The organism is Henriciella marina DSM 19595 (assembly GCF_000376805.1).
GTDB lineage: Bacteria > Pseudomonadota > Alphaproteobacteria > Caulobacterales > Hyphomonadaceae > Henriciella > Henriciella marina.
The window spans coordinates 393,306-417,837 of record NZ_AQXT01000002.1 but is presented as its reverse complement, the minus strand read 5'-3'; the positions used below and the strand labels follow the sequence as shown (position 1 = coordinate 417,837).

31 protein-coding genes and 2 tRNA genes are annotated in these 24,532 nt (G+C 59.1%); 12 read left to right on the top strand and 21 right to left on the bottom strand.

Annotation, left to right across the window (positions count from 1 at the left end):
• Positions 1 to 77: 77 nt before the first annotated feature.
• The 6 genes from F550_RS0102080 to tuf form a co-directional block, all read right to left on the bottom strand.
• Positions 78 to 878, bottom strand: coding sequence for a copper resistance protein B (locus F550_RS0102080; protein ID WP_026180506.1), 801 nt, complete (start codon positions 876 to 878; stop codon positions 78 to 80).
• Positions 875 to 2,962, bottom strand: a complete 2,088-nt coding sequence (locus F550_RS0102075) for a copper resistance system multicopper oxidase (protein WP_018146867.1) — start codon at positions 2,960 to 2,962, stop codon at positions 875 to 877. Before F550_RS0102075 ends, F550_RS0102080 begins: the two co-directional genes overlap by 4 nt.
• 79 nt (positions 2,963 to 3,041) lie before the next feature.
• A complete protein-coding gene (locus tag F550_RS0102070; RefSeq protein ID WP_156807791.1) occupies positions 3,042 to 3,464 on the bottom strand; it encodes a hypothetical protein in 423 nt (140 codons plus the stop codon).
• Between the two features lie 88 nt (positions 3,465 to 3,552).
• Positions 3,553 to 3,628 (bottom strand) — tRNA-Trp (locus tag F550_RS0102065).
• Positions 3,629 to 3,702: 74 nt separating this feature from the next.
• Entirely contained in the window at positions 3,703 to 4,452 is a 750-nt protein-coding gene (locus F550_RS16570; protein WP_156807790.1) for a sulfotransferase domain-containing protein, read from the bottom strand.
• Between the two features lie 106 nt (positions 4,453 to 4,558).
• A complete protein-coding gene (tuf, locus tag F550_RS0102055) occupies positions 4,559 to 5,749 on the bottom strand; it encodes an elongation factor Tu (RefSeq protein WP_018146785.1) in 1,191 nt (396 codons plus the stop codon).
• Between the two features lie 198 nt (positions 5,750 to 5,947).
• Here tuf and pgl point away from each other — a divergent pair, with 198 nt between their 5' ends.
• Together pgl and pgi are read left to right on the top strand one after the other, a co-directional pair.
• On the top strand, positions 5,948 to 6,652 hold the full coding sequence (gene pgl / locus F550_RS16565; protein WP_018146864.1) for a 6-phosphogluconolactonase: 705 nt from the start codon (positions 5,948 to 5,950) through the stop codon (positions 6,650 to 6,652).
• Positions 6,653 to 6,666: 14 nt separating this feature from the next.
• A complete protein-coding gene (gene pgi / locus F550_RS0102045; RefSeq protein WP_018146863.1) occupies positions 6,667 to 8,214 on the top strand; it encodes a glucose-6-phosphate isomerase in 1,548 nt (515 codons plus the stop codon).
• A gap of 21 nt (positions 8,215 to 8,235) precedes the next feature.
• Here the strand turns inward: pgi and nusG are convergent, their stop codons facing one another.
• The 4 genes from nusG to F550_RS18815 form a co-directional block, all read right to left on the bottom strand.
• Positions 8,236 to 8,781 (bottom strand): transcription termination/antitermination protein NusG, encoded by a 546-nt coding sequence (nusG, locus tag F550_RS0102040; protein WP_018146862.1) that lies wholly within the window; start codon positions 8,779 to 8,781, stop codon positions 8,236 to 8,238.
• Positions 8,782 to 8,805: 24 nt separating this feature from the next.
• Entirely contained in the window at positions 8,806 to 9,021 is a 216-nt protein-coding gene (gene secE / locus F550_RS0102035; protein WP_018146861.1) for a preprotein translocase subunit SecE, read from the bottom strand.
• 132 nt (positions 9,022 to 9,153) lie between these two features.
• Positions 9,154 to 10,032, bottom strand: a complete 879-nt coding sequence (locus F550_RS16560; RefSeq protein ID WP_018146860.1) for an SMP-30/gluconolactonase/LRE family protein — start codon at positions 10,030 to 10,032, stop codon at positions 9,154 to 9,156.
• 168 nt (positions 10,033 to 10,200) lie between these two features.
• The gene (locus F550_RS18815; protein ID WP_018146859.1) at positions 10,201 to 10,374 is read right to left on the bottom strand and encodes a DUF1328 domain-containing protein; all 174 of its coding nucleotides are present in this window, start codon (positions 10,372 to 10,374) and stop codon (positions 10,201 to 10,203) included.
• A 145-nt stretch (positions 10,375 to 10,519) separates the two neighbouring features.
• On the opposite strand from F550_RS18815, the gene F550_RS0102020 reads away from it, so the two are divergent.
• Entirely contained in the window at positions 10,520 to 10,663 is a 144-nt protein-coding gene (locus F550_RS0102020) for an entericidin A/B family lipoprotein (protein ID WP_018146858.1), read from the top strand.
• Positions 10,664 to 10,772: 109 nt separating this feature from the next.
• Here F550_RS0102020 and F550_RS0102015 read toward each other — a convergent pair whose 3' ends face one another.
• A complete protein-coding gene (locus F550_RS0102015; RefSeq protein WP_018146857.1) occupies positions 10,773 to 11,030 on the bottom strand; it encodes a hypothetical protein in 258 nt (85 codons plus the stop codon).
• Positions 11,031 to 11,131: 101 nt separating this feature from the next.
• Between F550_RS0102015 and F550_RS0102010 the strand changes: the two genes are divergently transcribed.
• The 3 genes from F550_RS0102010 to F550_RS0102000 are packed head-to-tail and all read left to right on the top strand — an operon-like array spanning position 11,132 to position 13,055.
• A complete protein-coding gene (locus F550_RS0102010; RefSeq protein ID WP_018146856.1) occupies positions 11,132 to 11,398 on the top strand; it encodes a DUF7218 family protein in 267 nt (88 codons plus the stop codon).
• Entirely contained in the window at positions 11,395 to 12,249 is an 855-nt protein-coding gene (locus F550_RS0102005; protein WP_018146855.1) for a diacylglycerol/lipid kinase family protein, read from the top strand. The genes F550_RS0102010 and F550_RS0102005 overlap by 4 nt, the downstream gene beginning before the upstream one ends.
• On the top strand, positions 12,249 to 13,055 hold the full coding sequence (locus tag F550_RS0102000; protein WP_018146854.1) for a metallophosphoesterase family protein: 807 nt from the start codon (positions 12,249 to 12,251) through the stop codon (positions 13,053 to 13,055). The genes F550_RS0102005 and F550_RS0102000 overlap by 1 nt, the downstream gene beginning before the upstream one ends.
• On the opposite strand, the gene F550_RS0101995 is transcribed toward F550_RS0102000, so the two are convergent.
• The 3 genes from F550_RS0101995 to F550_RS0101985 all read right to left on the bottom strand — a co-directional run bounded on the left by F550_RS0101995 (position 13,052) and on the right by F550_RS0101985 (position 15,562).
• Positions 13,052 to 14,686 (bottom strand): sensor histidine kinase, encoded by a 1,635-nt coding sequence (locus tag F550_RS0101995; RefSeq protein WP_156807789.1) that lies wholly within the window; start codon positions 14,684 to 14,686, stop codon positions 13,052 to 13,054. The two genes, F550_RS0102000 and F550_RS0101995, sit on opposite strands and share 4 nt — an antisense overlap.
• A gap of 64 nt (positions 14,687 to 14,750) precedes the next feature.
• Positions 14,751 to 15,353, bottom strand: a complete 603-nt coding sequence (locus tag F550_RS0101990) for a sigma-70 family RNA polymerase sigma factor (protein ID WP_018146852.1) — start codon at positions 15,351 to 15,353, stop codon at positions 14,751 to 14,753.
• A gap of 8 nt (positions 15,354 to 15,361) precedes the next feature.
• Positions 15,362 to 15,562 (bottom strand): NepR family anti-sigma factor, encoded by a 201-nt coding sequence (locus tag F550_RS0101985; RefSeq protein WP_026180505.1) that lies wholly within the window; start codon positions 15,560 to 15,562, stop codon positions 15,362 to 15,364.
• A 140-nt stretch (positions 15,563 to 15,702) separates the two neighbouring features.
• On the opposite strand from F550_RS0101985, the gene F550_RS0101980 reads away from it, so the two are divergent.
• Positions 15,703 to 16,494 (top strand): response regulator, encoded by a 792-nt coding sequence (locus F550_RS0101980; RefSeq protein ID WP_018146850.1) that lies wholly within the window; start codon positions 15,703 to 15,705, stop codon positions 16,492 to 16,494.
• A 42-nt stretch (positions 16,495 to 16,536) separates the two neighbouring features.
• On the top strand, positions 16,537 to 17,763 hold the full coding sequence (locus F550_RS16555) for a Glu/Leu/Phe/Val family dehydrogenase (RefSeq protein ID WP_018146849.1): 1,227 nt from the start codon (positions 16,537 to 16,539) through the stop codon (positions 17,761 to 17,763).
• Positions 17,764 to 17,952: 189 nt separating this feature from the next.
• Here the strand turns inward: F550_RS16555 and F550_RS0101970 are convergent, their stop codons facing one another.
• Both F550_RS0101970 and F550_RS0101965 read right to left on the bottom strand, forming a co-directional pair.
• Entirely contained in the window at positions 17,953 to 18,327 is a 375-nt protein-coding gene (locus F550_RS0101970) for a hypothetical protein (RefSeq protein ID WP_018146848.1), read from the bottom strand.
• 112 nt (positions 18,328 to 18,439) lie between these two features.
• Positions 18,440 to 19,216, bottom strand: coding sequence for a Crp/Fnr family transcriptional regulator (locus F550_RS0101965; protein ID WP_018146847.1), 777 nt, complete (start codon positions 19,214 to 19,216; stop codon positions 18,440 to 18,442).
• A gap of 130 nt (positions 19,217 to 19,346) precedes the next feature.
• Between F550_RS0101965 and F550_RS16550 the strand changes: the two genes are divergently transcribed.
• The 4 genes from F550_RS16550 (at position 19,347) to F550_RS0101945 (ending at position 21,258) form a co-directional block, all read left to right on the top strand.
• Entirely contained in the window at positions 19,347 to 19,685 is a 339-nt protein-coding gene (locus F550_RS16550; RefSeq protein WP_018146846.1) for a DUF883 family protein, read from the top strand.
• Between the two features lie 13 nt (positions 19,686 to 19,698).
• On the top strand, positions 19,699 to 20,097 hold the full coding sequence (locus F550_RS0101955; RefSeq protein ID WP_018146845.1) for a hypothetical protein: 399 nt from the start codon (positions 19,699 to 19,701) through the stop codon (positions 20,095 to 20,097).
• Between the two features lie 60 nt (positions 20,098 to 20,157).
• Entirely contained in the window at positions 20,158 to 20,814 is a 657-nt protein-coding gene (locus F550_RS0101950) for a hypothetical protein (protein WP_018146844.1), read from the top strand.
• 114 nt (positions 20,815 to 20,928) lie between these two features.
• A complete protein-coding gene (locus F550_RS0101945) occupies positions 20,929 to 21,258 on the top strand; it encodes a hypothetical protein (protein ID WP_156807788.1) in 330 nt (109 codons plus the stop codon).
• A gap of 15 nt (positions 21,259 to 21,273) precedes the next feature.
• Here F550_RS0101945 and F550_RS0101940 read toward each other — a convergent pair.
• The 5 genes from F550_RS0101940 to F550_RS0101920 all read right to left on the bottom strand — a co-directional run bounded on the left by F550_RS0101940 (position 21,274) and on the right by F550_RS0101920 (position 24,517).
• Positions 21,274 to 21,360 (bottom strand) — tRNA-Leu (locus F550_RS0101940).
• A gap of 64 nt (positions 21,361 to 21,424) precedes the next feature.
• Positions 21,425 to 22,639 (bottom strand): acetyl-CoA C-acetyltransferase, encoded by a 1,215-nt coding sequence (locus F550_RS0101935; protein ID WP_026180504.1) that lies wholly within the window; start codon positions 22,637 to 22,639, stop codon positions 21,425 to 21,427.
• 90 nt (positions 22,640 to 22,729) lie between these two features.
• Positions 22,730 to 23,272, bottom strand: a complete 543-nt coding sequence (locus F550_RS0101930; protein ID WP_040500424.1) for a hypothetical protein — start codon at positions 23,270 to 23,272, stop codon at positions 22,730 to 22,732.
• Positions 23,273 to 23,308: 36 nt separating this feature from the next.
• Positions 23,309 to 23,659 (bottom strand): hypothetical protein, encoded by a 351-nt coding sequence (locus tag F550_RS0101925; protein WP_018146840.1) that lies wholly within the window; start codon positions 23,657 to 23,659, stop codon positions 23,309 to 23,311.
• A gap of 81 nt (positions 23,660 to 23,740) precedes the next feature.
• Complete coding sequence (locus F550_RS0101920) at positions 23,741 to 24,517, bottom strand: enoyl-CoA hydratase (protein ID WP_018146839.1); 777 nt, start codon at positions 24,515 to 24,517, stop codon at positions 23,741 to 23,743.
• Positions 24,518 to 24,532: the final 15 nt, after the last annotated feature.

The following is a 24,532-nucleotide window of genomic DNA, read 5'->3' as shown; positions in this document are numbered from 1 at the left end:
CCTCATTTTCTGGCACCAACATGCGCTCTGAGAGGTCCAATGTGAACCCCGACCGCATGGTCAATCTGCGGCCCGCCCTAATACCAGGCGCGAATACCGACCAGCAGAGCGGTCGCATCCGTTTCGCCGCCAGCCGCTTCGATGAAATCCGCCGTCCGGCCAAAGCTGCGCGTGTGCTCGACACCGATATAGGGCGCGAACTCCCGCTTGATCTCATAGCGAAGGCGAAGCCCGGCGCTCAGCGAAACCAGACCAGAGCCGGTTTCAAGCTCTGGGATATCCTGCGCCGAAAGCTCAATCTCGGCCCGTGGCTGCAGGATGAGGCGCTGGGTCAGCAAAAGCTCATATTCTGTCTCAACGCGCGAGGTGAGGTCGCCGTCCGCAGAGAGGAAGGCCGCAGCGTCGACTTCGAACAGGTAGGGCGCAAGGCCCTGGACGCCTGCAACGGCGTGCGTGCGCCCCCGTGGTTCAAAGTCCTGCCTGACGCCAAGCTGGAGATCGAAATATGGCGAGATCGCCCGCGACCAGAGCGCCTGCACCTCGGCCTCTTCAAGCTCGCCTTCATCAGGCAGGTATTCGAGCTCTGTTTTCAGCCAGAGTTTGTTTATGTCCCCGCCAATCCACGCATTGCCATCAAGCAGAAAGACGTCTTCATCATCGAAGGCTTGAAGCTCGAAACGTTCGGCCTGGAGATAGGTGGTGCGAAGGTCGCCATGGCTCGCCAGCACCTGATCGCGGGCTTCAGCCATTTCAGCCTCGCCCCAGATCTCATCTGCCTGGCTCCATGGCTCGCGGTCTTCTTGCGCCGCGGCGACCGGTGCAACGCACAGCAGGACAGCTGATACCAGGGCAGCGCGATTATTCATCGACTGTCTCATTGGTGGCCTCCATGATCCTTGTGCTGACCCATGTCATGGCCTTCATGGGACATGCCCGACTGGCCCTCCTGCTTCATGCTCCCATGATCCATGCCCTCATGGTTCATGGCCCCGTGGTCCATATTTCCATGGTCCATACCGCTCTGTTTCGTATCTCCATGATCCATTCCGTCATGGCCCTCGTGACCCTGATGGCTCTCCGCCAGCGCGGCGGCCGCGCCGCCAGCCTCTGGAATGACAGACACCACATTCATCATTCCGGCATGCATGTGGAACAGGAGGTGACAGTGAAACGCCCAGTCGCCCAGATGTTCTGACGAGACGTCAAAACCGACCTTTTCTCCAGGCTTCACGATGACGGTATGCTTGCGCGGACGATGACTGCCGGCACCGTTCTCCAGCTCGAAGAACATGCCGTGCAGGTGGATCGGGTGCGGCATCATCGTGTCGTTGACGAGCATGAAGCGAACCCGTTCACCCTCATTCAGGCGAATGGACTCCGTTACCTCGGAGAACTTCACCCCGTTGAACGACCACATATAGCGGTGCATATTCGAGGTGAGGTGTATCTGGAGTTCGCGTTCTGGCGGCCTTGTATCGGTGTTCGGCTCCAGCGCGCGAAGGTCCGCATAGGTGAGGACCCGGTGGTCGACATCCTCAAGGCCGATTCCGGGCTCATCTAGACGGCTGACCGGCATCATGGCCATGGCCGCAACGCCGGGCCCGTCAGGGTGATTATGGGTCTGCATGCCGCCATCGGTGGCTGACATGTCATGGTCCTGTCCGGATACGCTTTGCCCCTCATGGGACATACCGGACATATCGTGACCCGAATGGTCCATCCCAGACATACTGGCGTGGTTTGAATGATCCATTGCCGACACGTCGTGACCGTCATGCGGCATGGAATCGGCGTCGCCCTGCCCTGCCTCCATGCCTGCCATGGAGTGACCGACATGGCTGCCATGGTCCATTGCCATGTCTTTCATGGTGAGTGTCGGCACGGCGCGCAGCGCTGGCGCTTCTGCTCGCATGCCGGCACGCGGACCGAAGGTCGCAACCGCCTGGCCGGACCGGTCGATTGATTCGGCAACGAAAGCGTAGGCCCTGGCGTCCTGCGGCTCGATGATGACATCATACGTCTCGGCGACGCCGATCTGGAACTCGTCCGTTTCGACAGGCCTCACGTTCAGGCCATCTGCCGCGACGACCGTCATCGGCAGACCAGGCAGACGGACATTGAAGATCGACATGGCCGAGGCATTGATAACGCGCAGGCGCACGCGCTCGCCCGGCTCGAAGACCCCGTTCCAGTTGTCGTAGGTCGAATGGCCGTTGATGAGGTAGGTATAGGTCGCCCCGGTGACGTCAGCGATATCGCGCGGACTCATCCGCATGCTGCCCCACATGGTGCGGTCTGACAGGGCTTCGCCAAAGCCTTCTTCGCCCGCGTCCTCGACAAAATCACCAACCGTGCGCTGATTGAAATTATAGGTCTCCGCCGAGGCTTTCAGCTTTTCGAAGATGCGATGCGGATGCTCAAAGCTCCAGTCCGACAGCACCATCACATATTCGCGGTCAGATACGACCGGGTCAGGTCCGGCTGGGTCGATGACAAGCGGGCCGTAGTGGCCCTGCTGTTCCTGAAGGCCGGAATGCGAGTGGTACCAGTAGCTCCCCGATTGAGGCACCGCGAACTTGTACTGGAAGGTCTCTCCCGGCTTGATGCCAGGGAAGGAGACGCCGGGCACGCCGTCCATATGAAAGGGCACGAGAAGGCCATGCCAGTGGATGCTCGTGTCGGCCTTCAGGCGATTGGTGACGTTCAGAGTCACTTCTTCACCTTCGCGAAAACGGATAAGCGGCGCCGGCAGCGTTTTATTCACACCGACGGCGTGTCCCATTTTTCCGCCGATGTTTACGGCGAATTCGCCGATATCGAGGTCAAACTTGTTGCCCGTCAGCGTGGTGATGCCGGTATTGCCGTGTGCCGCGCTGCGGGCCCATGCCGGCAGCAGGCTGGCACTGCCAATCGCAGCGCCGGAGCCAAGAGCGACGCCGAGAAATGATCGTCTATTGAACATTGTAAAACCAGTCTTTCATCTTGTTCTTGAACGGAAAACTTGCGGCCCTATGAATGAGGGTCGCATCTGCAGGGCAAGATCAGATGAGAAGGCTGATTTTCTGGTGTGTGAGCGTATTCAGGCGAATCGGGGGTTCATCCCCGGGCGGCCATGGGGGCCGTTCGGGAATATTCTGCCCAGCTTCAAACTGCAGCGCGGCAGGGATGACGAAGACAGGCGCGGGAAGCTTGTCGGGCGCGACGGCCAGTTCCGGTGCAGTCGACACGCGGTTGAGAAGGGAGAGCGCACAATCTTCGCAGTCTTCGCTGCCATGATCATGCAGCGGAGCCGGCTCTTCTACCGACACATGGTGCGCATGATCAGACTGGTGATGGTCCATCACCGCGCTTGGCGGACTGGTCTCTACCGGCGTCGCCGCACCGGATGAGAAGACGGCACAACCCAGCAGCCCCGCACTCACGAAAAGAGCGAGCAGGCTCAAACCAAAGAGGCGAAGCGACATCGTCATTGGATCAGAAAATAAGGGAAGTTCGCCCATTAGCAATGTGGCAAACCAGCATGGCGCCACACTCGCATCATGGAAATCCGCCTGGCACGGGCACTAGGACTTGAACCCAGGACCTGCGGTTTTGGAGACCGCCGCTCTACCAGCTGAGCTATACCCGCTCAGGCGAAGCGGTGTAATGCCTGATCAGACCGCCAAGTGCAACAGGTCAGGACCGTCTTGCCTGCAGAAGGCTTCAGACGCTCCATGGCCACTTGTCCCAACCGAGCAGGCGGCGCGTCTCCTGCGCATCAAACCTGTAAGCATCCTCAAGGAAGGCGCGGTCGGCTGGCGACAGGCTTTCACTGTCCTGCGCGCTATTATGGCGAGGTTCCGGCTCGAAGACGAATGTGTCGACCTCAAGAAACGCCGTCACCTTGTCGAGCGTGACCTGCGGCGACTTCGAAAGGTATTCACTCCGCAGGAATAGAAGCTGGTCGTCGCGAAAGAGCCGCATGAGGTTGCGCACCTGGGGGGCATAGAAGCCGCGGGCAAGCTGGGAACGTTCGCGGTCCTGTTTCGGCAAGTTGCGCCGGGCGCGCTCGCGCTCATTGCGGATGGCGTCCGAGAAGCTCTCGCCTTCGCGCTGCAGGCGCTTGTCCATGCGAAAATGCGACCAGGCCCGCTCGACCGGATCCCGGAGCAGCATGATCACTTTTATTTCCGGATGATAGCGCCAGAGACGCTCCATGGAGCCTGTCCACCAGGTCAGGATGGGTGTGGCCTCCCCAAGCTTCGCACCAGCGGCCTTTTGCTCCCAGTCAAACTCGCGGTGATAGATGGCGTAATCGATCGGCGGGATATGCGTTGGCGGGCGCTTGTCGAAGAAGTGCACCTCCTTCTTCTTCGCCATCGAGATGCCCGGATGCTGGCGCAGATAGGCATCAAGCGACGTCGTCCCGCCCTTCTGAACCCCGGCAATCATGAAATCGATACGCTTTGGCATGCCCCTGTTGAGCAAATGCCATCGGCGTCAGCAACAAAAAAGGGCCGCCTCATCAGAGGCGGCCCTTATGTTTTGTTGCGTCAGCCCTTGTTGGCTGAGGCGGGTCTTACTTGGAGACGCTGGAGACGACGCCTGCACCGACGGTGCGGCCGCCTTCGCGGATCGCGAAGCGAAGACCCTGGTCCATGGCGATCGGCGCGATGAGCTCGACTTCCATTTTCACGTTGTCGCCCGGCAGAACCATTTCCTTGTCCGCTGGAAGCTTCACAACACCGGTGACATCAGTCGTACGGAAGTAGAACTGTGGACGGTAGTTGGTGAAGAATGGCGTGTGACGGCCACCCTCTTCCTTGGTCAGGATGTAGGCTTCTGCCTCGAACGTCGTGTGCGGGGTGATCGAACCTGGCTTACAGAGAACCTGGCCACGCTCAACGCCTTCACGGTCGATGCCGCGGATCAGCGCGCCAATGTTGTCGCCAGCCTGGCCCTGATCGAGCAGCTTGCGGAACATCTCAACGCCCGTAACGGTCGTCTTCTGCGTGTCGCGGATGCCGACAATCTCGACTTCCTCGCCAACCTTCACGATACCGCTCTCGACGCGGCCGGTCACCACCGTACCACGGCCCGAGATGGAGAACACGTCTTCCACAGGCATCAGGAACGGCTTGTCCAGTGGACGCTCCGGGGTCGGGATGTAGTCGTCGACAGCCTTCATCAGCTCAAGGATCTTCTCCTTGCCGATGTTCTCGTCGCGGCCTTCGACAGCTGCGAGCGCAGAGCCCGAAACGATCGGGATATCGTCGCCCGGGAAGTCGTATGAGGACAGAAGCTCACGCACTTCCATCTCAACCAGCTCGAGCAGCTCTTCGTCGTCGACCTGGTCAACCTTGTTGAGGAACACGACCAGGGCAGGAACGCCAACCTGGCGGGCCAGCAGGATGTGCTCGCGCGTCTGTGGCATCGGGCCGTCAGCAGCGTTCACAACCAGGATAGCGCCGTCCATCTGCGCTGCGCCCGTGATCATGTTCTTCACATAGTCAGCGTGGCCTGGGCAGTCGACGTGCGCATAGTGGCGCTCGGCTGTCTCATACTCGACGTGCGCGGTGTTGATGGTGATACCGCGTGCTTTTTCTTCAGGCGCATTGTCGATGTCCGCATACGACTTCGCTGCACCGCCATAGACTTCAGCAAGCGTCAGCGTGATCGCTGCCGTCAGCGTCGTCTTGCCATGGTCAACATGGCCGATCGTGCCGATGTTTACGTGCGGCTTGTTCCGCGCAAACTTCTCTTTGGCCATAACGCGGCCTCCTCTCGCTACTGTCCGGCCCGCCGGACTGGGTTTACAGGTTCCTTTTGCCAGCGGGCCTTTAGATTCCCGTTGAAGCGGGCGACATACACACGCGCGCGCGCGCTTTCAAGCACCCATGACAATTCAAGCGCAGGCCGGCGGCTTTGGTCTTGACAGCGATAGGCCATACGGTCTCCCTGCGGGCCGATGAGCCAGACAACCGCCTTTCATACTTTCGGGACCAAGCAAACGCTTCAGACCGATGCCGCCCACTGGATAGAGACCCGTCTTGCCGATGCGCTTGCGCGCCGGGGCGAGGCCAGTCTGATCTGTTCTGGCGGCTCGACACCCGGGCCGGTCTACCAGGAACTTTCCGACATCAGTCTCGACTGGTCGAAAGTCAGTGTCGGCCTCGCGGATGAGCGCTGGGTCGACGCCTCTGACGAAGCGTCGAACGAAAGGCTGGTGCGTGAAACCCTTCTGCAGAACAAGGCTGCCGAAGCGAAATTCCTTCCGATGAAGACGCAGGCTGCCTCTCCCTTTGATGCTGAAAAGGATGTCCACGACCTCTACCGGTCAATCACCTCTCCGGTCGATGTCATGGTTCTTGGCATGGGCGAGGACGGGCACACATTATCATGGTTTGCCGATGCCAAAGGGCTGGACAATGCCATGTCCGAGGCCGCGCCGATGAATGTCGCCGCCATCGACGCGCCAAAGTCAAAGATCACCGGCGAGCACACCCTGCGGATGACGCTTTCGCTGCCTGTCATTGCACGGGCGCGTTATATCCTGCTGCTGATCACCGGGGAAAAGAAACGCACCGTCTTTGAGCGGCGCGACCGGTCTCATCCCGTCACGCAGATGCGCGCCGCCGCTGGCGACGCGCTCACCATCTTTTCCTGTTCCTGACCAAGGACCCCGCCATGAGCCTGACCGATCACGCTGAACGCCTTCGCGCCCTGCCCTTTCGAACGATATTGAGCATCAGGACGGCGACCAAGCCGCTCAGCGCCGCAGGCTGGAGCGTGGATCTGTCCCGCCATTATCTCGACACCGACGCGACCGCTGCCCTTTTCGCGCTGGCTGAGGACCGGGATCTCAAGGGCGCACTCGCCTCCCTGTTCGACGGTGAAAAGGTCAACGCATCAGAAGACCGCGCCGCCCTCCACTGGGCCCTGCGGGCAGGCCACCCTGAAAGCGACGAGGCCCAGCGTGTGCGTCAGACCGTACTGGCGGCCGAGAACCTCGCTCAGGAAATCGCATGGTCGAGCCGCAAGGGCGCAACCGGCGAGCGGTTCAGCGCCATCGTCCATATCGGGATTGGCGGGTCGGACTTCGGACCGCGCCTGATTGCGGATGCCTTCGAGGACAAGCGCCGGGACGGGATAGAACTGCGCTACTGCGCCAATCTCGATCCGCTCGATCTGGAACTTGCGCTGGACGGTCTCGACCCCGCACAAACGTTCGTCATCGGCGTCTCGAAATCCTTCGGCACTGAAGAGACGCTCTATAATCTCGGCCGCGCCAGAAGCTGGGTGAAAGACGGGGTCGGCAAGGACTGGGCAAAGCATTTCGCCCTCGTCACCGCGAACCCGGAGCGCGCGACAGAGTGGCTGGACGGCGCTGACGGCCTGCTACTTGATCTCCCCGAGAGCATAGGTGGGCGCTTCTCCATCTGGTCGGCAGGCTCGCTTGCCTGCTCGATCGCTCTTCAGGCCGACGTCATGGAAGATTTCCGGGCGGGCGCTGAGGCGATGGACAAGCACGTTGCCAGGGCAGACATTGCAGAGAACCTCGCCATTCGCCTGGCGCTGATGGACTACTGGAATGCGTCGGTTCTCGGCTTCGGGGCCCGCGCCCTCCTCGCCTATTCGCGGCGCCTGCGTCTGCTACCGGCCTATCTTCAGCAGCTAGAAATGGAATCAAACGGCAAGACCGTGCGGCCAGACGGGCGCAGCGTCTCAGAGCCGACAGCCCCACTCCTCTGGGGCGGCGAAGGTACAATCGGCCAGCATTCCTACCATCAGTGGCTGCATCAGAGCCCATCCATGGTGCCGGCCGAATTCATTATCGCCCCCGGCACCACCGAAGATACAGAAGGTGTGACCGGGCTGACCGCTCATGCGCTCGCCCAGGCTGAGGTTCTGGCCAATGGCCGCTCGCTTGCTGATGTCCAAAGGGATGAGCCAGACCTGCCGCTGGAAATCGCCGCGCAAAAAGTACACGCAGGCGGCCGCCCGTCGACGATCATCCACGCACCGCGCCTCACAGCGTTTCGCCTTGGCAGCCTGATCGCGCTCTATGAGCACAGGACCTACCTTGCCGGCAAACTCTGGGGCCTCAACAGCTTCGACCAGTGGGGCGTTGAGCGCGGCAAGACGATGGCAGGCCAGTTGAAACCGGCCCTGCGCGGTGAGCGAACGGCAACAGACGCGATCACCGCAAAGCTCATCGCGGCGATCCGGTCCTGATCAGATTGTGCGGGAAACCGCTCAGGTAATCTTGTCGACCTGACCGTATTCGAGATCGACCGGGGTTGCCCGGCCAAAGATCGAAACGGAGACTTTCAGGCGGCCAGCCGCCTCGTCGACTTCTTCCACACCGCCTTCGAAGCCCTGGAACGCGCCTTCGTTGACGCGAACCTGCTCGCCGATCTCGAAAGTGATCTGCGGACGCGGACGTTCAGCGGCAGGCTCATCTGCGGTGCCGAGAATACGGTCGACTTCACGCTGCGGCACGGGAAGCGGGCGCTTGCCGCCCTCTGCGCCGAGGAAGCCTGAAACCTTCGGGGTGTCGCGCACGAGGTGATAAACGTCGTCGGTGAGGTTCGCTTTCAGAAGCACATAGCCTGGAAAGTAACGCTTCTCGACGGTCTTCTTCTTACCGCGAACGAGCTCGACGACCTCTTCGGTCGGAACTTCGATTTCTTCAATCAGCTCGGAAAGATTCTTGAGGTTCGCCTGATCGCGGATCGCCTGGGCGACCTTCTTCTCGAAGTTGGAATAGGCGTGAACGATATACCATTTGGCCTCGGCCATGGGCGGGGCACTCCTTGAAAACTGTTAGGCGCCGAGACCGGTAATCAGGCCGATCACGATAGCGATGACCTGGTCTGCCAGGAATAGAAACAGGGCGACCAGGATAGACATGATGACAACCATGATGGTTGCCTGCACCGTCTCTTGCGGCGACGTCCACGTCACCTTGCGGCCTTCTGCCTCGACCTGCCGGGCGAAAGTCACAGGGTCCACGCTTTTCTTCTTGTCCTTATCGGCCATCAATTATGTCCTGAAAGTCCGGGGATTTGTTACGGTCTCGACCGTTTCGATGCACCGCCATACTCTTCCTTGCGCTGATTGTGAAGGCATGTGGGTGCATGAAGTTCCGCGCGCAAGCTGGCAGCGCGCGGCCTACTGGCCCTGCCAGTTAGTGAGCCGCTTACCAGCGGCGGGCGCGCGTACTGCAAAGAGGCTCCCGGCAAAGGGCTGCATATCCATCTGAAACGCGGTCAGACCCGTGCGCGCGGTCGTAATATAGAGCGTCTTCATATCCGCACCGCCAAAGCAAAGACCGGTCGGCCTGACGGTTGGCATCTGCACGACCCTGTCGACAGCTCCGTCTGGGCGATACCGCACAATGCGCGCGCCGTCCCATTCCGCATTCCAGAGGTATCCGTCCTCGTCCACCGCGCTGCCGTCAGGATATCCTGCCCCCGCACTGGTGGTAGCGAAAACGCGCCGGTTCAGAAGGTGCCCTTCTGCCCCGACATCGAAAGCGAGGATCTCCTGCTCCGTTGTGTCGGACGTGTAGAAGACGTCGCCCTCGGGCGAAAAACAGGCCGTGGATGGAATGATGACAGGCGGCGTGGAGACCGGCTCGATACGCCTGTCGCTCAACAAGCGGTGCCAGCTTGCCTGCGCCGTCTTTTCTTCGCTGTCCATCGTCGCGAACCAGAAGCTGCCATCGGGTGCCATGCCGCCGCAATTGATGCGAAGCTTGTCCGGGTCTCCGTCCAGTCGAATGATCTGGCGGTAGTCTTCTGTCTCAATGTCGAAGAAACCAAGCTCCAGCCCGCCCGCCATGAGAAGTTCGCCGCGGGCAATCGCGATGGCGCTGGCTTTTATCGGCAAGTCATATCGGCGCGTATTTCCGGTTTTCGGCTTGAACCGGTGCAGCTTCGCCCGGTTGGGATCGACCCAGAACAAGAGGCCTTCACTGGCGCTCCAGACCGGGCTTTGGCCAAGAAGGCAGCTTGTGGGGGCAACGCATTTGGGATCGGTCAGCTTCATCCGCTCTCCACTAGTCCTATTCGATCCCTTTAAAAAGACGGTTCAGCCCCGGCCGGCCACGCATTTTGCGTCTGCGCCCAGGACTTGCCCGCTATAGAGCGAGCTGCACGAGAAAGGGCGGCACCGTGAGGTACCGCCCTTCTGGTATCTATTTAATTGCCGGTCCGGTTACAGGACGCTTCGGCCTCTGACTGCGCGAGCGACAAAGCTCAGCACGAGCAGTGCGAGGAAGATGAAGAACAGGATCTGCGCGATACCTGCTGAGGCGCCAGCAATGCCGCCAAAACCAAAGACTGCGGCGATGATCGCCAGAACGAAAAATGTAAGTGCCCAACCTAGCATGATGGATCTCCTGATTTGTGTTGTACGGCCAAGCGCCGTTGAAGAAAAAACGGAGAACGGTGCCAAACGGTTCCTCAAATTATTTTTGGAACCCCGGTTCGCCCCTCACGTTATCGATACTTCGCAACCAAAGAGGACTACCCCAATGAAAAAGAACCCATTTCTCGTGGCCGGACTCAGCCTGATGGCTCTCATGGCAGCAGGTTGCAACACAGTCGAAGGTGCCGGTCAGGACGTTGAAGCGACTGGTGAAGAGATCGAAGAAACGGCGCGCGACGCAGGCGCCTAAATCTTCCGTACACGATAGCAAACGCGGCTGGTTCTTCCGGCCGCGTTTTTTTGTGCTTGAAATAACAATACGAAAAACAGACACGTACGAGCAATCACAACCGTCCGGCTTAGGCAGTTTCGGCGATTGTCTTTTCGGTGGGAAGATGGGCAAGCAGACAAACGGTCGGCCTGATAGACACGTTAAACGCCTTGCGCTTGCCGGTTCGCAGACATGACCAGAAGGCGACGCAGGCAACCCCGATCATCGAGCAGACCACATCCAACCTGGATATGCCGCCAAGGCGTCTGAAGACATGTGCGACATCGCCAAGCGGGCCAACCGCGGGGGCGTATCTGACTTCGGTATGATCAATTCTGCGAACCATGTTGACGATACGCCGTATGCGCGGCGCGGTTCCCGAACTGGAACGATATTCTGCACCTAGCGTTCGAAAATCACTGAATATGTTTTGGGAATGAGGATCAGATGACCAAGGATCATGGATCATCCATCAAGGATGACGAGACATACGAAGCCCTTCTAGATGAGGGTTACTCCAAATCGACCGCTGCGCGTATTGCGAACGCCAAGGCGAACCCGGACCAGAGCCCTTCTAATAAGGGCGGCAAGTCTTCTCCTTATGAAGACTGGACCAAGGATGAGCTTTATGACCGCGCAAGCGAACTCGACATTGATGGCCGCTCCGATATGACCAAGGATGAGCTCATTGATGCGCTCAGGGAGAGCCGATGAGCCGTATTTGTGCGCTGATTAACCCCCATTCCGGAAGCGTCCCGGAAAACAGCGGCGAAGCGCTCGAAAGCTTCCTCTCCGAACTCGGCCACAAGGTTGAAATCACCATGCTGGGCGAAGGCGACTTTGTCGGTCCCATCAAGGACGTCATCAAAAGCGCGCCCGATATTCTTATCGTCTGGAGCGGCGACGGAACTGTGGCTTGCGCCTTCGAGAATGCCGGCCCCCATGGCCCGCCAATCCTTCCCCTGCCCGGCGGCACGATGAACCTCTTCCACAAACAGATCCATGGCGGCGCCTGCGAGTGGCAGGACTGCCTCAGAAAATGCCTCGAAGATGGCGTGGAGATCGACGTCCCCGCAGGAAAGGCGGGCGACGCCATGTTTTTTGTGGCTGCCATGGCAGGAAATCTGACAGATCTGACGGGGCCGAGAGAGGCCATCCGGAAAGGCCACCTTATGGAAGCGCTTGAAACGCTGTCTGGAAGTGATGTTCTCGATCTTCGCACTACCATGACCTTTGAGGTCGAGAACGAAGATGGCAAGGAAGCCAAAGGATATGCAACGGCTGTATCCATCTTCGTTGGCACGCAAGAGGAGGGGGCCCTGGAATTTGCCTATATCGACCCCGACAACCCCATGGAACTTGCCGCATCCGGGTTCGGTGCGCTGTTCAATGACTGGCGCGAAGCCAGCGGTGTTTCCCACTCAATGATCAAGTCTGCTGTCCTGACGCACGAACGCGGGTCAGAACTTCGCACGACGCTGGATGGCGAGCCTGCCCGCCTCAAGTCAGGAACCAAATTCTCAAGAATTGCGAAAGCGGGCCGCGCGATCAGCGCGAATCTCTAATGTCCAAGATAATTCAGGTAGCAGATATCCACTTCGGAACGGAAAACCCGCGGGCGCTCCGTGCTTTTGAAGCCGCGATGGAGGCGATCGGACCAGACGCGATCGCTGTTTGCGGCGACCTCACCCAGAGAGGCAAGCGGGAGGAATTTGATGCCGCCCGCAACTGGATTGGCCAGTTCACGGTTCCCCGGCTGGTCGTGGCGGGCAATCACGACACACCGCTCCTCAATATCTATGAACGGGTCGTATCGCCTTTCGAACGCCACGACAGCTATTTCGATCATCTGAGTGAGCCCGTCATTCTCGATAATGCGGTGCTGGCGGGGATCAATACCTCCAGAGGCTGGCAGACCCGGAAGAACTGGGCCGAAGGTTCAGTCAATCTCGACGATCTTGAAGCGGCAATTTCGATCGGCGACGAGAAAGATGGCAAGACCGGCTTTCTCATCTGCCACCACCCCTTCCTGTCGCCGCCCGACGCACCGATGCGGACCGCCACACGCCGTGGCCGGCGGGCAAGCCGCCGCCTCGCCAAGAGCCCATTCCGCTATTTGCTGACCGGCCATGTCCACGTGCCGTCCGTGACGGTGGTCGAGCATGAGGGCGAATGCTATATCGCCGTCTCCTCGGGCACCCTGTCAACGCGCCTGCGCAGCAGTCCGGCCAGCTTCAATCTGGTCGATATTTCAGGGGAAGATTGCGTTGTGACGATCTTCAATCTTCATGGTGATCGCTTCGTGCCCGAGAAGCCACACGTGCTGACACCTAATTTCGAACACAGCGAAACGCGCGTCGCCGTCGACTAGAAGTCCGTTACCTTCATCTCGCGCTCGGTTGCAGGCATCCGAAGATCGACCTGGAAGCCCTCGCCTGGTTTCGAGATCGTTTTCATTTCGGCGCGCAACTGCTTTGCGAAAGCGGACATGAGTCTCGACCCAAGCCCAGTCGACCCTGGCGTGTCCTCTTCATCCTCATCGACACCGAAGCCGTTATCGATCACCGAGAGCACGATCTCGTCTTCTTCCTGCTGAAGGCGTACCAGGATCGCCCCGCCTTCCTCGCCGAAGGCATATTTCATTGCATTGGTGACAGCCTCGAGCAGGAAAAGCGCTATCGGAATGGCATCATCAGCAGGCCGGTCGATATCAGCGATGTCCTGCTCGATCGTGACATTGATCTCGTCCATGCCCAGCGCCCCTGCAAGATGCGATAGAAGCGCATCGAGGAAGGGCTGCATGTGAACGGTCTCGAGCCGCTCATGCTGGTAAAGGGTCTGGTGTACGATTGAGAGGGCATCGATCCGGTGGCGCGCCGCAGAGATCACATTCCGGGCACTCGGATCAGACACCTGTCGGCGCTGAAGGTTCAGAAAGCTCGCAACGATCTGAAGGTTGTTCTTCACGCGGTGATGGATTTCCTTCACCGCAGAATCCCGCGTGGCAATCGCCGTTCGAAGCGAACTGTCGCGTTCGGCAATCCGGTTGGCCATCCGATCAAAAGTCCGCGCGAAGGAAAGGATTTCATCCGGCGCATTGTCGAACTCATTTCCGATCCGGAAATTATAATGCCCCTCACCATAGATGAGGGCGAGCCGGCGAAGGCGCGACAGCCACTTCAGGACAAGTTTATCGACGGCCATCCAGGCGGCAATAAGCGCCAGGGTGAAGGACAGAAGCGGAATACCCACCGACTCCAGCGGCTGGAGCGTGAATTCGCTGAATAGCCCGGGAGATGGCCGCGAGATGACAGCATAGATGCGGTTGTCGACGATTGCGCGCACAACGACGTCAATAGACCCCTCATCCGCCCGGTTTATGACGAAGAGCTCACCATCTTCGTCACCTGTGGCCAGCTCAATCCAGCTCGGCTCCACACCCGCGATCCTTGCGCTACCGAAAACCTGCCCAGCACTATCGGATAGGGCGAGCTCGACATCCTGCGGCAGATTGGTGAGGCGGATCGTCCGAATAAGTTCGTCAGTACGCAGCGGAAAGGCAATCCCCCCGCGAAATTGTCCGTCAACATCTTCAACGCGGCGCAGGACTGAAAACAGCCAGGTCTGGCTCTGGGGCCCGAAGAAAGCGTCGGTGCGGACGCTTGTCTGCCCCTGTCGCAATAATTCGAAGGCCTCGGGCTGTGCAACGACCGCACCGGGGTCCCGCAGCGCCGAGCATTCCGACATTCCATCTGAATTGAAGTATGCAATGTTGGAAAGCTGCGGCACGCGCGGAGACAGTGTTGTGAAAACGCCGCGGCAATCGCCCCCCACGATATCCCCTTCATAGATCTGCTGCAGCGTGTCGACGGTGGAAAGGACCTGCTCGACATTATCGATCGCGCGGTCAGAAATCTCGACCAGGTCGTTGCGACGCTCGGCGCGCGCATCCTGCGCATTCAGATATGACCGGAACCCGGCAAATATCAGAATTGGAGTCAACGCGGCTGCGATCGTTATCAACAATCGCAGCCGGAGTGATCCCCTCTTGGGTGCAACCCTGATTTCAGACGTCGGCGGATGATCCACTAGATAGCTCGTCTGCCTGTTTCATGATGTCATCGAATGCTTCTGATGCCCTGAGTTTGCCATCGCCAGCAAACCCGCCATCTGACTTATCGATAATTTCAGCCAGGGCCTTCCTTGCACGACTTACGCGGCTCTTGATCGTGCCAACCGCGCAGCCGCAGATTTCTGCGGTTTCTTCATATGAGAGACCGCCTGCCCCGACCAGGATCAACGCTTCGCGCTGGTCTTCCGGCAAAAAGGTCAATCCCGTGCGCAGCGCAAGAAGATCGAGCGCGGACGACGGATTGTCATTCGCAATCAGCGTAGCCTCAGCCACTTCAGGATCGAGCTGCTGTCGGCGCCAGCTGCGTCTTTTCTCGGAATAGAAAAGATTGCGGAGAATGGTGAAGGTCCATGCCTTCAGATTGGTTCCGCTCTGATAGCTAGCGCGGGCTTTCCATGCCTTGAGCATGGCTTCCTGCGCGAGATCATCAGCCGCGGTGGCGTTCCCACACAAACTGCGGGCAAAGGCGCGCAGATGCGGAATGAGGCCGGCGAGCTCTGTCTTGAACGCCTGATCGTCGAGTGTCGGCTGGGTCAATACAGTCTCTATTTCTTATTCTTCGCGCTGTTGTCTGCCTGTTCGAGAAGATTAAGAAACTCTTCGGGAACGGCCTCTTCCGTGACCTCATCATAGAGCCGTCGCAACTGATCTCCGATCCGTTTTTGACGCACTTTACGGGAGCGGTCGTCGTCCGCTCCGCCCTTCGATTGATGATCCATCGGCATGTGACTCGCTTTTTCGCTCATAAGTCCCCGGTCGTCTAAGTGAACACGTGTAAAGCGCGCCAGAACGCAAAGTTCCACCCTTTGCAGACTTTTTTCTCATAGGGTTGCAACTTTTGGGACGAGCACAAGTTATAGTCCAAACGTAATGTGCGAGGGTTAGCATGAGTCTTGTTGAGCAATTTGGTCCACACCTGCCGTTTCTGCGGCGATATGCGCGCGCGCTGACAGGGAGCCAGGAAAGCGGTGATTCCTATATTCGCGCATCGCTGACTGCCTTGGCCGAGGATCCAAGTCAGGTGAGCGACGAACTTCCGGCGCGTCAGGCGCTCTATCGTTTCTTCCATGTCATCTGGGGGTCGACCGGCGCTCGCCTCGAAAGTGCGGATGACGGCGCAACCACTCCGGAGACACGGCTTCAGGCGCTCGCGCCAATTGAACGTCAGGCCTTCCTGCTGACAGCGCTCGAAGGGTTTCAGGTCAGTGAGGCCGCGACCATTCTGGGTAAGACCGTCCAGCAGGTCGATGAACTGATCGCCAAGGCCCATACTGACATCGAAGCGACCCTGTCGACAAAGGTCCTCATCATTGAGGACGAGCCGGTTATCGCGGCAGATCTTGAGAGCCTTGTCGAAGAGCTCGGTCACGAGGTCACCGGAAACGCGACGACGCATACTGAAGCGGTTGCCATGGCACGGGCAAACCCTCCCGGCCTTATCCTCTGCGATATCCAGCTTGCAGATAACTCGTCCGGTATCGAGGCAGCGCATGAAATCCTCGAAGAGCTTGATGTACCGATCATCTTCATCACGGCCTTCCCGGAACGCCTGCTGACAGGTGAACGTCCTGAGCCGACCTACCTGATCCCGAAACCTTTCCAGGAAAACACGGTGAAGGCGGCGATCGGGCAGGCCCTGTTCTTCCACCCGTCCGCTGAGTCTGTCGCAGCCGAGTAAATCCCCGGACTCGCAACGCGTCAGAAACAGCGAGGAGAACGCATGCCCGACTTGCTGAAGCAGGCGGTGAGCCGTCTCGAGTCGGTGGTCGAAGCTGACCCCGACCTCAGGGATATGAAAAGGCTGCTTTCCCTGCCCTCTGAGCTTATTGAGCGCGAGCTCAGTTTGCGCACAGATGAAGGAAAGACGCGTTTCGTCCGGGCCTGGAGATGCCGGTACAATACGCTGAAAGGCCCGACCAAGGGCGGTGTCCGGTTCTCTGCGTCATCCACAGCTGACGAAGTGAACCGGCTAGGTTTTTTGATGACCCTCAAATGTGCGCTTCTTGACCTGCCATTTGGCGGGGCAAAAGGCGCCATCCAGATTGATCCCGATGAACTCTCGCAAAGCGAGCGGTATCAGCTCGCCATTTCATATGGCGAGCTTTTTTCGGATATTCTCCGGGCCGACAATGACATTCTCGCACCCGACGTCGCGACCACGCCTGAAGATATGGAAGCCGTAGTCGAGAGCCTGAAACCCGTCCACAATAGTGGCTCAGAAGGCGCGGTGACCGGGAAGCCCGTCGACGAGGGCGGCCTTTCCATCCGGCACGGGGCGACAGGCCGCGGCGCAGTCTTCATTCTGAAAGAGCTTCAGCAAGACTTCGATATCGACATCAAGACATGCCGCGTGGCAATCCAGGGGATGGGCAAGGTGGGTCTTGAATTTGCCCGCGTCATTCAGGCGGCTGGCGCGACCATAATCGCCATGTCTGATAGCAGCGGCATGATCAGTTCAAACGACGGATTGGACGCCGGCGAAGTCGCCCGGCAGAAGGCCGATGGCGAACTGAATTATAGCGATGAACCGGAGGCTCTCCTCTCACTGGATACCGATATTCTCTGTCTCGCGGCGACATCCGATGTCGTCACCGGAGAGAATGCGGCTGACCTGGAATGTCGGTTGATCCTTGAGATCGCGAACGCGGCGATCAGTCCGGATGCCGACAAGGCACTCGCAGACAGGAATATTCTTGTTGGACCGGATATCCTGTTCAATTCAGGCGGTGTTGCCGCCTCCTATCTGGAGTGGCTGAGCTTCTGTAAAGGCGGCGCTGATAAACTCGGTGATACCGAGGCGATGTGGCAGGACAGGCTTACATCTGCGGCCGGCTCCGTCGCCGCAACGGTCGACGAGTGTAATGGCGACTGGCGTTCAGCTGCTCTCATCTACGCCCTTCGTGACCTCAACGCGATTGCACTTGGTCAAGGCCTCTTCGACGCCTGATCAGCTTTACTTGGGGCGTTTGGAACGCTTCGAGCCGCGCGTGGGAGTCGAATTAGAACCTCCGGGGCCCTCCCTGCCGCCAGTAAGCGAACGGAAAGCATCCACCAGGCCCTTATCGGGATCTGAAAGCTTGAACCTGCCAAGGACCCGTCTGAGATGGGATTTGCGATTGTCCTCACCACTCATCTTCTAAATCCCCGTCTCGCCGAGCTTGGCCAGTGCATGTTCCAGGGCGAGGTCCAGTGTCTGAGGGGGCCGCCCTGACAGGATCGCTGCTTCGCGCGGCGACATTTCTTCCACAAGCAATAGCGCAATGGAAAGACGCTCGAAATAGGTAAGATTATGGACCGCGGACCATAAGGAGCCATCCTCCTTTGGTCGGCGTCCCATCAGCACAACCACCCCTTTTCGATGAACCGCATCGTCGAAAGCGTCGAAGCCAAGCTTGAAAATGTCATCCTCGTTCGCGTCAATCGACGACGTGAATGCAGCATTTGCCCTGTGGAAGGCGTCTCGGAGTATGGCATCTGCAACATTCTGATTGCCCGTTATAATCAGGCCCATGCGCCGCAATCGCTGCAACAGCGAAATGGGATTGGTCTCTGAGGGGCGATTTGCTTGCAACGTGCTGTCCAAAAATTCCCGGAAGAATTAGACGCCCCGCGCGGTTATCGCATTAATCTGCGTTAATCCTGCTCGACGTTTCTCTGAAATGTCTGACCCCATTCTTCTTGAGAAGATCCAATTTCTTCAGGTGCAGATATTCCATATCGAAGAGCGATAGCCGTGCGAGACGGTCGCGATCGAGAATCGTGATCTCACCCCCCCGCCCTTCAGAAATCAGCCCAGACCGGCGCATTGCCGACATGGTCCGCGAGACGTGAACAGGCGTCAGGCCCAGCGCATCAGCAATGTCAGCGCGCGTCAGAGGCACGGTCAGCTTTTCGACCTCTATGCCCGTTGCGCCGATGAAGCGGCGATGCAGCTCAAGAAGCAAATGCCCAATCCGCTCGCGCGCCGACCTTCGCCCGATCCTGACAATCTGCTCCCTCAGGATCGATTCTTCCTGAACGGCAGACCACCAGAACGCCGACGCGAGCCAGGCCGACTTCTTCAGCATCTCGACAAAGATCCCCGACGGAATAACGGCTGCCTTGCAGTGGGTTATGGCGGTGACGGAGTGATCCGCCTTCAGGTCAGCGAGCGACTGCAGGTCGAACACGTCGCCAGGCAGCATGAAGTTCACGATCTGGCGACGGCCGTCTTCAAGCAGGCGGTAGCGTATCGCCCAGCCTTCATTCAGAATGAAGACGCGGCGGGTCTCATCTCCGGCGGTAATGAGGTCGTCGCCAGGCAGGAAGCAGTGTTCCTGTCGCTCAAGCTCATCGAACGTGACCCATGCGTCGTCGTCTATGCTGACATACTGGCCGAGGCGCCGCTTGAAAACTTTCATCTGGTCTGTTCGCCCCTCATCTACCGCTCATTCCAATATTCTTTACAGCTGATAATCGGCCGAGATCAGGAACGAATGCAACCGCTTGGCGTTGTTTAGCTGAATTTTGAATCAAAGCTGGGAGCTTTCCATGGCGACAAGAACAACGACGAAATCGAATGGCACAAAAGATATCGAGGAAGCCGCAAAGGCAGCAGGCTCAGACTATGACTCCCTCAAAGACGACATCTCGCAGCTTCGCGCCGATCTTCAGTCTCTTGCCTCTAATTCTGGCAAGTACATCCGCGAGCGCACCTCCAAGGAGTACGACCGCGGTGTCGAACGGTCGAAAGAGTATGCGTCAAAAGCTGGTGACGAGGCTACTAAGGCGCGCGATTACATCGAAACCAAGGTCCGCGACAATCCGCTCGCCTCGATAGGTATCGCGTTTGGCACAGGCGTGCTTCTCGCTGCCCTAAAGCGTAAGTAAGTTTACGTTTTTCATGGATGTCGCAAAACTAAGAATTATCGCTGGCGCTGGCGCAGTCTTTTTTGGCTTCGCCGGCGTTACGACGTTGACCATCGCAACGGTTATCGCCCTCATCCCGCTTATCGGGCTGTTGTGGGCGACCGTTTCGGTGGCGAGTCTTTTCCTGTTCATCGCCTGCATCTGCACGCTGGTTTTCCTGAAGCCCGGAAAATCAACTGAAGAAGAGCTCGACCAATTCGAACACGCCACGGCGGACATGCTGGCAGAGCTGCCCTTCGACACGATTGCGGCGCTTGTTGAAAAACGCCCGATTGCGGCGGCATCCATTGCCCTGGCAGCTGGGTATCTGGTCGTGTCCAATCCAGAGCAGGCATCCAAAGGCTTGCAAAAGCTCATCGATCAGATGATCTAAAGGGCCTATGGCCCCCGCTTTCCAGACATCGCGAGCAAAACGATTTAGAAAGGGCGCCCTATGCTAAGGGCGGCCTTTCTTGTCGTTTCGGCGCTGACGACGGGCGTCAGTCTTGGACGCAGAGCGATTACCAGCGCGGTAAACCGCAAGAAACAGAAGATTATCCATCAGGCCGCAATCGATGCACGCGAACGAATTCGCGGACACGCTGTCGAGTTTTTCCGCGATAACCTCACCCATTTCGTGCAGTCAGTCTTTATCAAGGCCCTGCTGCTCGTTCTTGCCTGGTTAGGGTTCCGGCTCGGCCTCTATTCCCACAATATCCTGTCCGCCGCGACCGTCATCCTGCTTGCGGCCTTCATCATACGGGACGCGGTGGTGATATTCCCGACGGCTAAACTTGTCCTCTCGAAACTGCACGAACATGGCTGGCACCCGCGGCGCGCCGTGGGCGAGACCGTGGCCGCTCTCGTCTTCGAACAGGTGCTTGCCGAAGCAGAGGCTCTCGATACGGGCCGCACCACCCGGATCATACTGTCGCTTTCAGGCCACAAGATGGATCAGATGACACGGGAAATCGCCCAGGAGGTCGCTGGCATTGCCCGCGAGACCAGCTGGCACGATCTCCGTCCATTCGTCATTGCCGCCATCGGTAAATTTGCCATTCTTTCAGCGCTTTATTCGGTATTCGTCTTCATTCTTGTCAGGACCGCCTGACGCTAGCGAATCGCTGAAGATGCCGCATTCTAAAAATCATTAACGATGCGTGAGCGCGGGAACCGCCCTTCGCATGCGGCGTTTCTCTGTCAGCAATCGGATGATTTTGACGCCATGACGCTTTCAAGGTTTCTCTCTGCCACACTGGTCGCCGCCACAGCCGCGATTGCGCCGGCCATGGCCGATACGGTCCACCTTACATCTGCCGAAATGACCCAGGCCGAAGACGCTTGCCGTGCTGGCTCGCCGCTCATCCCGGTTCGGTCAGATTTTGGCAATGAGACGGGCGAGTTTGCTCTTCCAGTCATGTCCGAGAACGGAAAAGCCAACTCGGCGATCATCCTTGATGAAAACGCTATCGATGCCCTGCCCGGCTGTAAGGCACGCATCGAACAGGCAGACTTTCTGCCTCAGCGTCCACAGCCCAATCGGGCCATTTCCTAGACTTCAGACACAATTTGGTGCGGGCGGCCGGGCTTGAACCGGCAAGGCCATACGGCCGAGGGATTTTAAGTCCCTTGCGTTTACCAATTTCGCCACGCCCGCGAGGCGCGTTGCATTTTCTCTAATTCGCTCTGTCCAGCCTGTGCAAGCGCGCACCGCTGCAAGATCAGTCAGCAACCCGCTCGAAAATCGCCGCAAGCCCCTGCCCGCCACCGATACACATGGTTTCGAGGCCATAGCGTGCCTCGCGCCGCTCCATCTCATAGAGCAGCGTGCTGAGGATGCGCACACCCGTCGCCCCGACTGGATGCCCAAGCGAAATGCCCGACCCATTCGGGTTCAGGCGCTCATAATCCTCATCCTTGAAGCCGAGCGCCTTGGTGCACGCCAGAACCTGCGACGCGAACGCCTCATTGAGCTCGATCACATCGAGGTCAGACAGTTTCAAGCCAGCCCGGTCCATCGCCTTCTGCGTCGAAGGCACAGGCCCGATCCCCATAACCTCGGGGCCCACGCCAGCCACCGACCAGGACACCAGCCGCGCCAGAGGCTGCAGCCCGTATTTGTCGGCAGCTTCGCGCGTGCAGACGATACACGCTGCCGCGCCATCATTCTGGCCAGACGCATTGCCTGCCGTCACCGTCGCGTCAGGATCTGCCTTGCCGCGCAGCGCGCGCAGCGACGAGAGCTTCTCGACCGATGAGTCGTGGCGGATATGCTCATCCTTCTCGACAACCGTGTCGCCCTTCCGGCCCTTGACCGTGTAGGGCACGATTTCCTTATCGAACTTGCCGGCTTTCTCCGCCGCCGAGGCTTTCATGTGTGAATTGTACGCAAACTCATCCTGGGCTTCGCGAGAGATGTCATAGTCGCGGCGAAGGTTTTCCGCCGTCTCGATCATGCCGCCCTCGACCGGGTGGAACTTGCCGCCCGCCGTATAGCGCCCCCGCGTCAGACCGTCATGCAGCATCAGGCCATCGCCCTTGATCTGCCAGCGCATCTCGGTCGAGAAAAACGGCGCATTCGACATGCTTTCTGCGCCGCCGGCGATCATCACATCGCTTGCGCCGGTTGCGATCTGCATGATTGCATAGATGACGCCCTGCAGGCCGGAGCCGCAACGCCGGTCGATCTGCAGACCGCCCGTACCCGTCGTCAGTCCAGCATCAAGCGCCACAACGCGGCCAAGCGCTGGCGCTTCCATCGAAGGATAGCACTGCGCGAAGACGCAATCGTCGACCGCTTCGGCCGGCACGCTTGTGCGGCTCATCAGCTCGCGGACCAGGAAGGACGCAAGGTCATGCGCCTGCTCGGATTTGAGGGCACCGCCAAAGCCGCCAACAGGCAGACGGAGCGGTGAACAGATAACGACGTCGCGCATTTTTGATTCCTCCCGGGGGTTCGACATCGCCATACAGCGAATAAGTCGCCTGCTTGCAACCCGGGCCGTGGGGGAATCGAGGGAAGACGATCAGCCCGAGATGATAATCCTGCCGCCTGTTACCTCAAACCGGCTGCGCTCGACCTGAATGAGATCGGTCACATCGCCCGTCTGCGTGCGCACCCAGACAGCATCGACAGAACCGGCCTCACCGGACTGCACCATGGCCACGGAGCCTATGTCGAGGCCGGACATTGCCTCGACGCGCATGCCCGCTTGCGGCAGCTCGGGAAGCTCAGGCGCCACCCGCTGGCCGCCGTCGCCATAGCCCGCCGTCCTCAATTCAGGGCGGATGGCACCGCGATCAATAACTGCCCCTTCATCAAACCTCCGCTCACCCGGCTTTGCGACGGGCCCTCCGAGAAGCTCATCGGAGGCAAGATATTGCTGCTCGAGATAGGACGGGCCGCGCGCGCGGTCGCCCGCAGACCAGGTACCGACCTCATAATCGTTCGAATAGCGTCCATGGGCGACATAGGTCTTGTCGGCCTGCGCGAATGCAGGCGCGCCGACCAACAGGCCGGCGCAAATCAGCGTTAGAGATTTCAGGGTTTGGGCGCGGGAAACAGGCATGCCGTTATAACGGCGCCCTGCCCGTCCCGGTTCCGCCTACTCGTCTTCAGGCTCGGCCAGTTCGCTGTCGGCCAGATCGCTTTCTTCCAGCGGCTGCGGCAGACCATCATCGAACAGCGTCCCGGTTTCCTCGGCGCTTTGCGTATCGCGGAGCAATTGCTGGCGCTGGCGAAGCTTCTCTTCTGCCTCGCGGTCACGGTCGACATCCGCCCGAAGGTCGTCGAGCGCCGTGCGCGGCCCGAAACGTCCCTCAGACGTGAAGGACGAATCGATCTCGTCAGAATAAGCGCCGGTCGCGCCGTCCTCATTGCTCGTCGCGATCTGCGCACTTGCTGGAACAGAGATTGCCAGCGGCAGCAGGCAGGCGAGCAGGAAACGGTTGGACATGAAACTCTCCGAGGAAAACAGATGACCCTTTAGAAATGGAGTGTTTACACCCGTTTCCAAGCTATGGCCTGCCAAAGCCGCCTAGCCGTTCTGCCCGCGGCCGCGTTCCGTGACGGCTTTGCGTGCCTGTTCGACACTGTCGGCTGTGACCGACTGGGCATGCTCAGCAGAGCGTTTGACTTCCATCTTCATCGCATCGCCGAACGTCGAGGCAAAACCATCATCGATCAGCGCCTTGTACTTGCGCAGCAGCACAGCGTCACAGCTTGCCATCTCGTGGCCCATCTTGATCGCCGCAGGCAACAGCGCGTCAGCCTTGTAGACGCGGTTGACGAGGCCCCACCGCTCTGCGGTCTCTGCATCGAGGAAGTTGCCGGTAAAGGACAGTTCCTTGGCGCGGCTCATGCCGATCATGCGCGGCAGTTTCTGGCTGAGCCCCCAGCCTGGCACGATGCCAACGCGCGCATGTGTGTCAGCAAACTTCGCATTCTCTGATGCCAGCAAGACGTCACACATCAGCGCGAGCTCGAAGCCACCGGTAATCGCAAACCCGTTGATTGCGCCGATAATCGGCCACGGGAAGGCGGCAAGACCTTTCGAAAGGTCGATATCGCCGCCATCAGCCCCGAGCGCAAAGCCTGTCTGCCCCGCTTCCTTGAGATCGACCCCTGCGGTGAAGGCGCGGCCCTCCCCCGTCAGCACGGCCGCGCGGACTGTGTCGTCCTTTGCCAGCTCGGTGAACACTTTCACCAGCTCGGCACGCAGCGCGCGGCTGAGCGCGTTCAGCGCATCCGGCCGGTTCATCGTTACAATGGCCACTGGGCCGTCTCTCTCCACGCGCACGATATTCTCGGACATCTCGCTTCCTCTCCA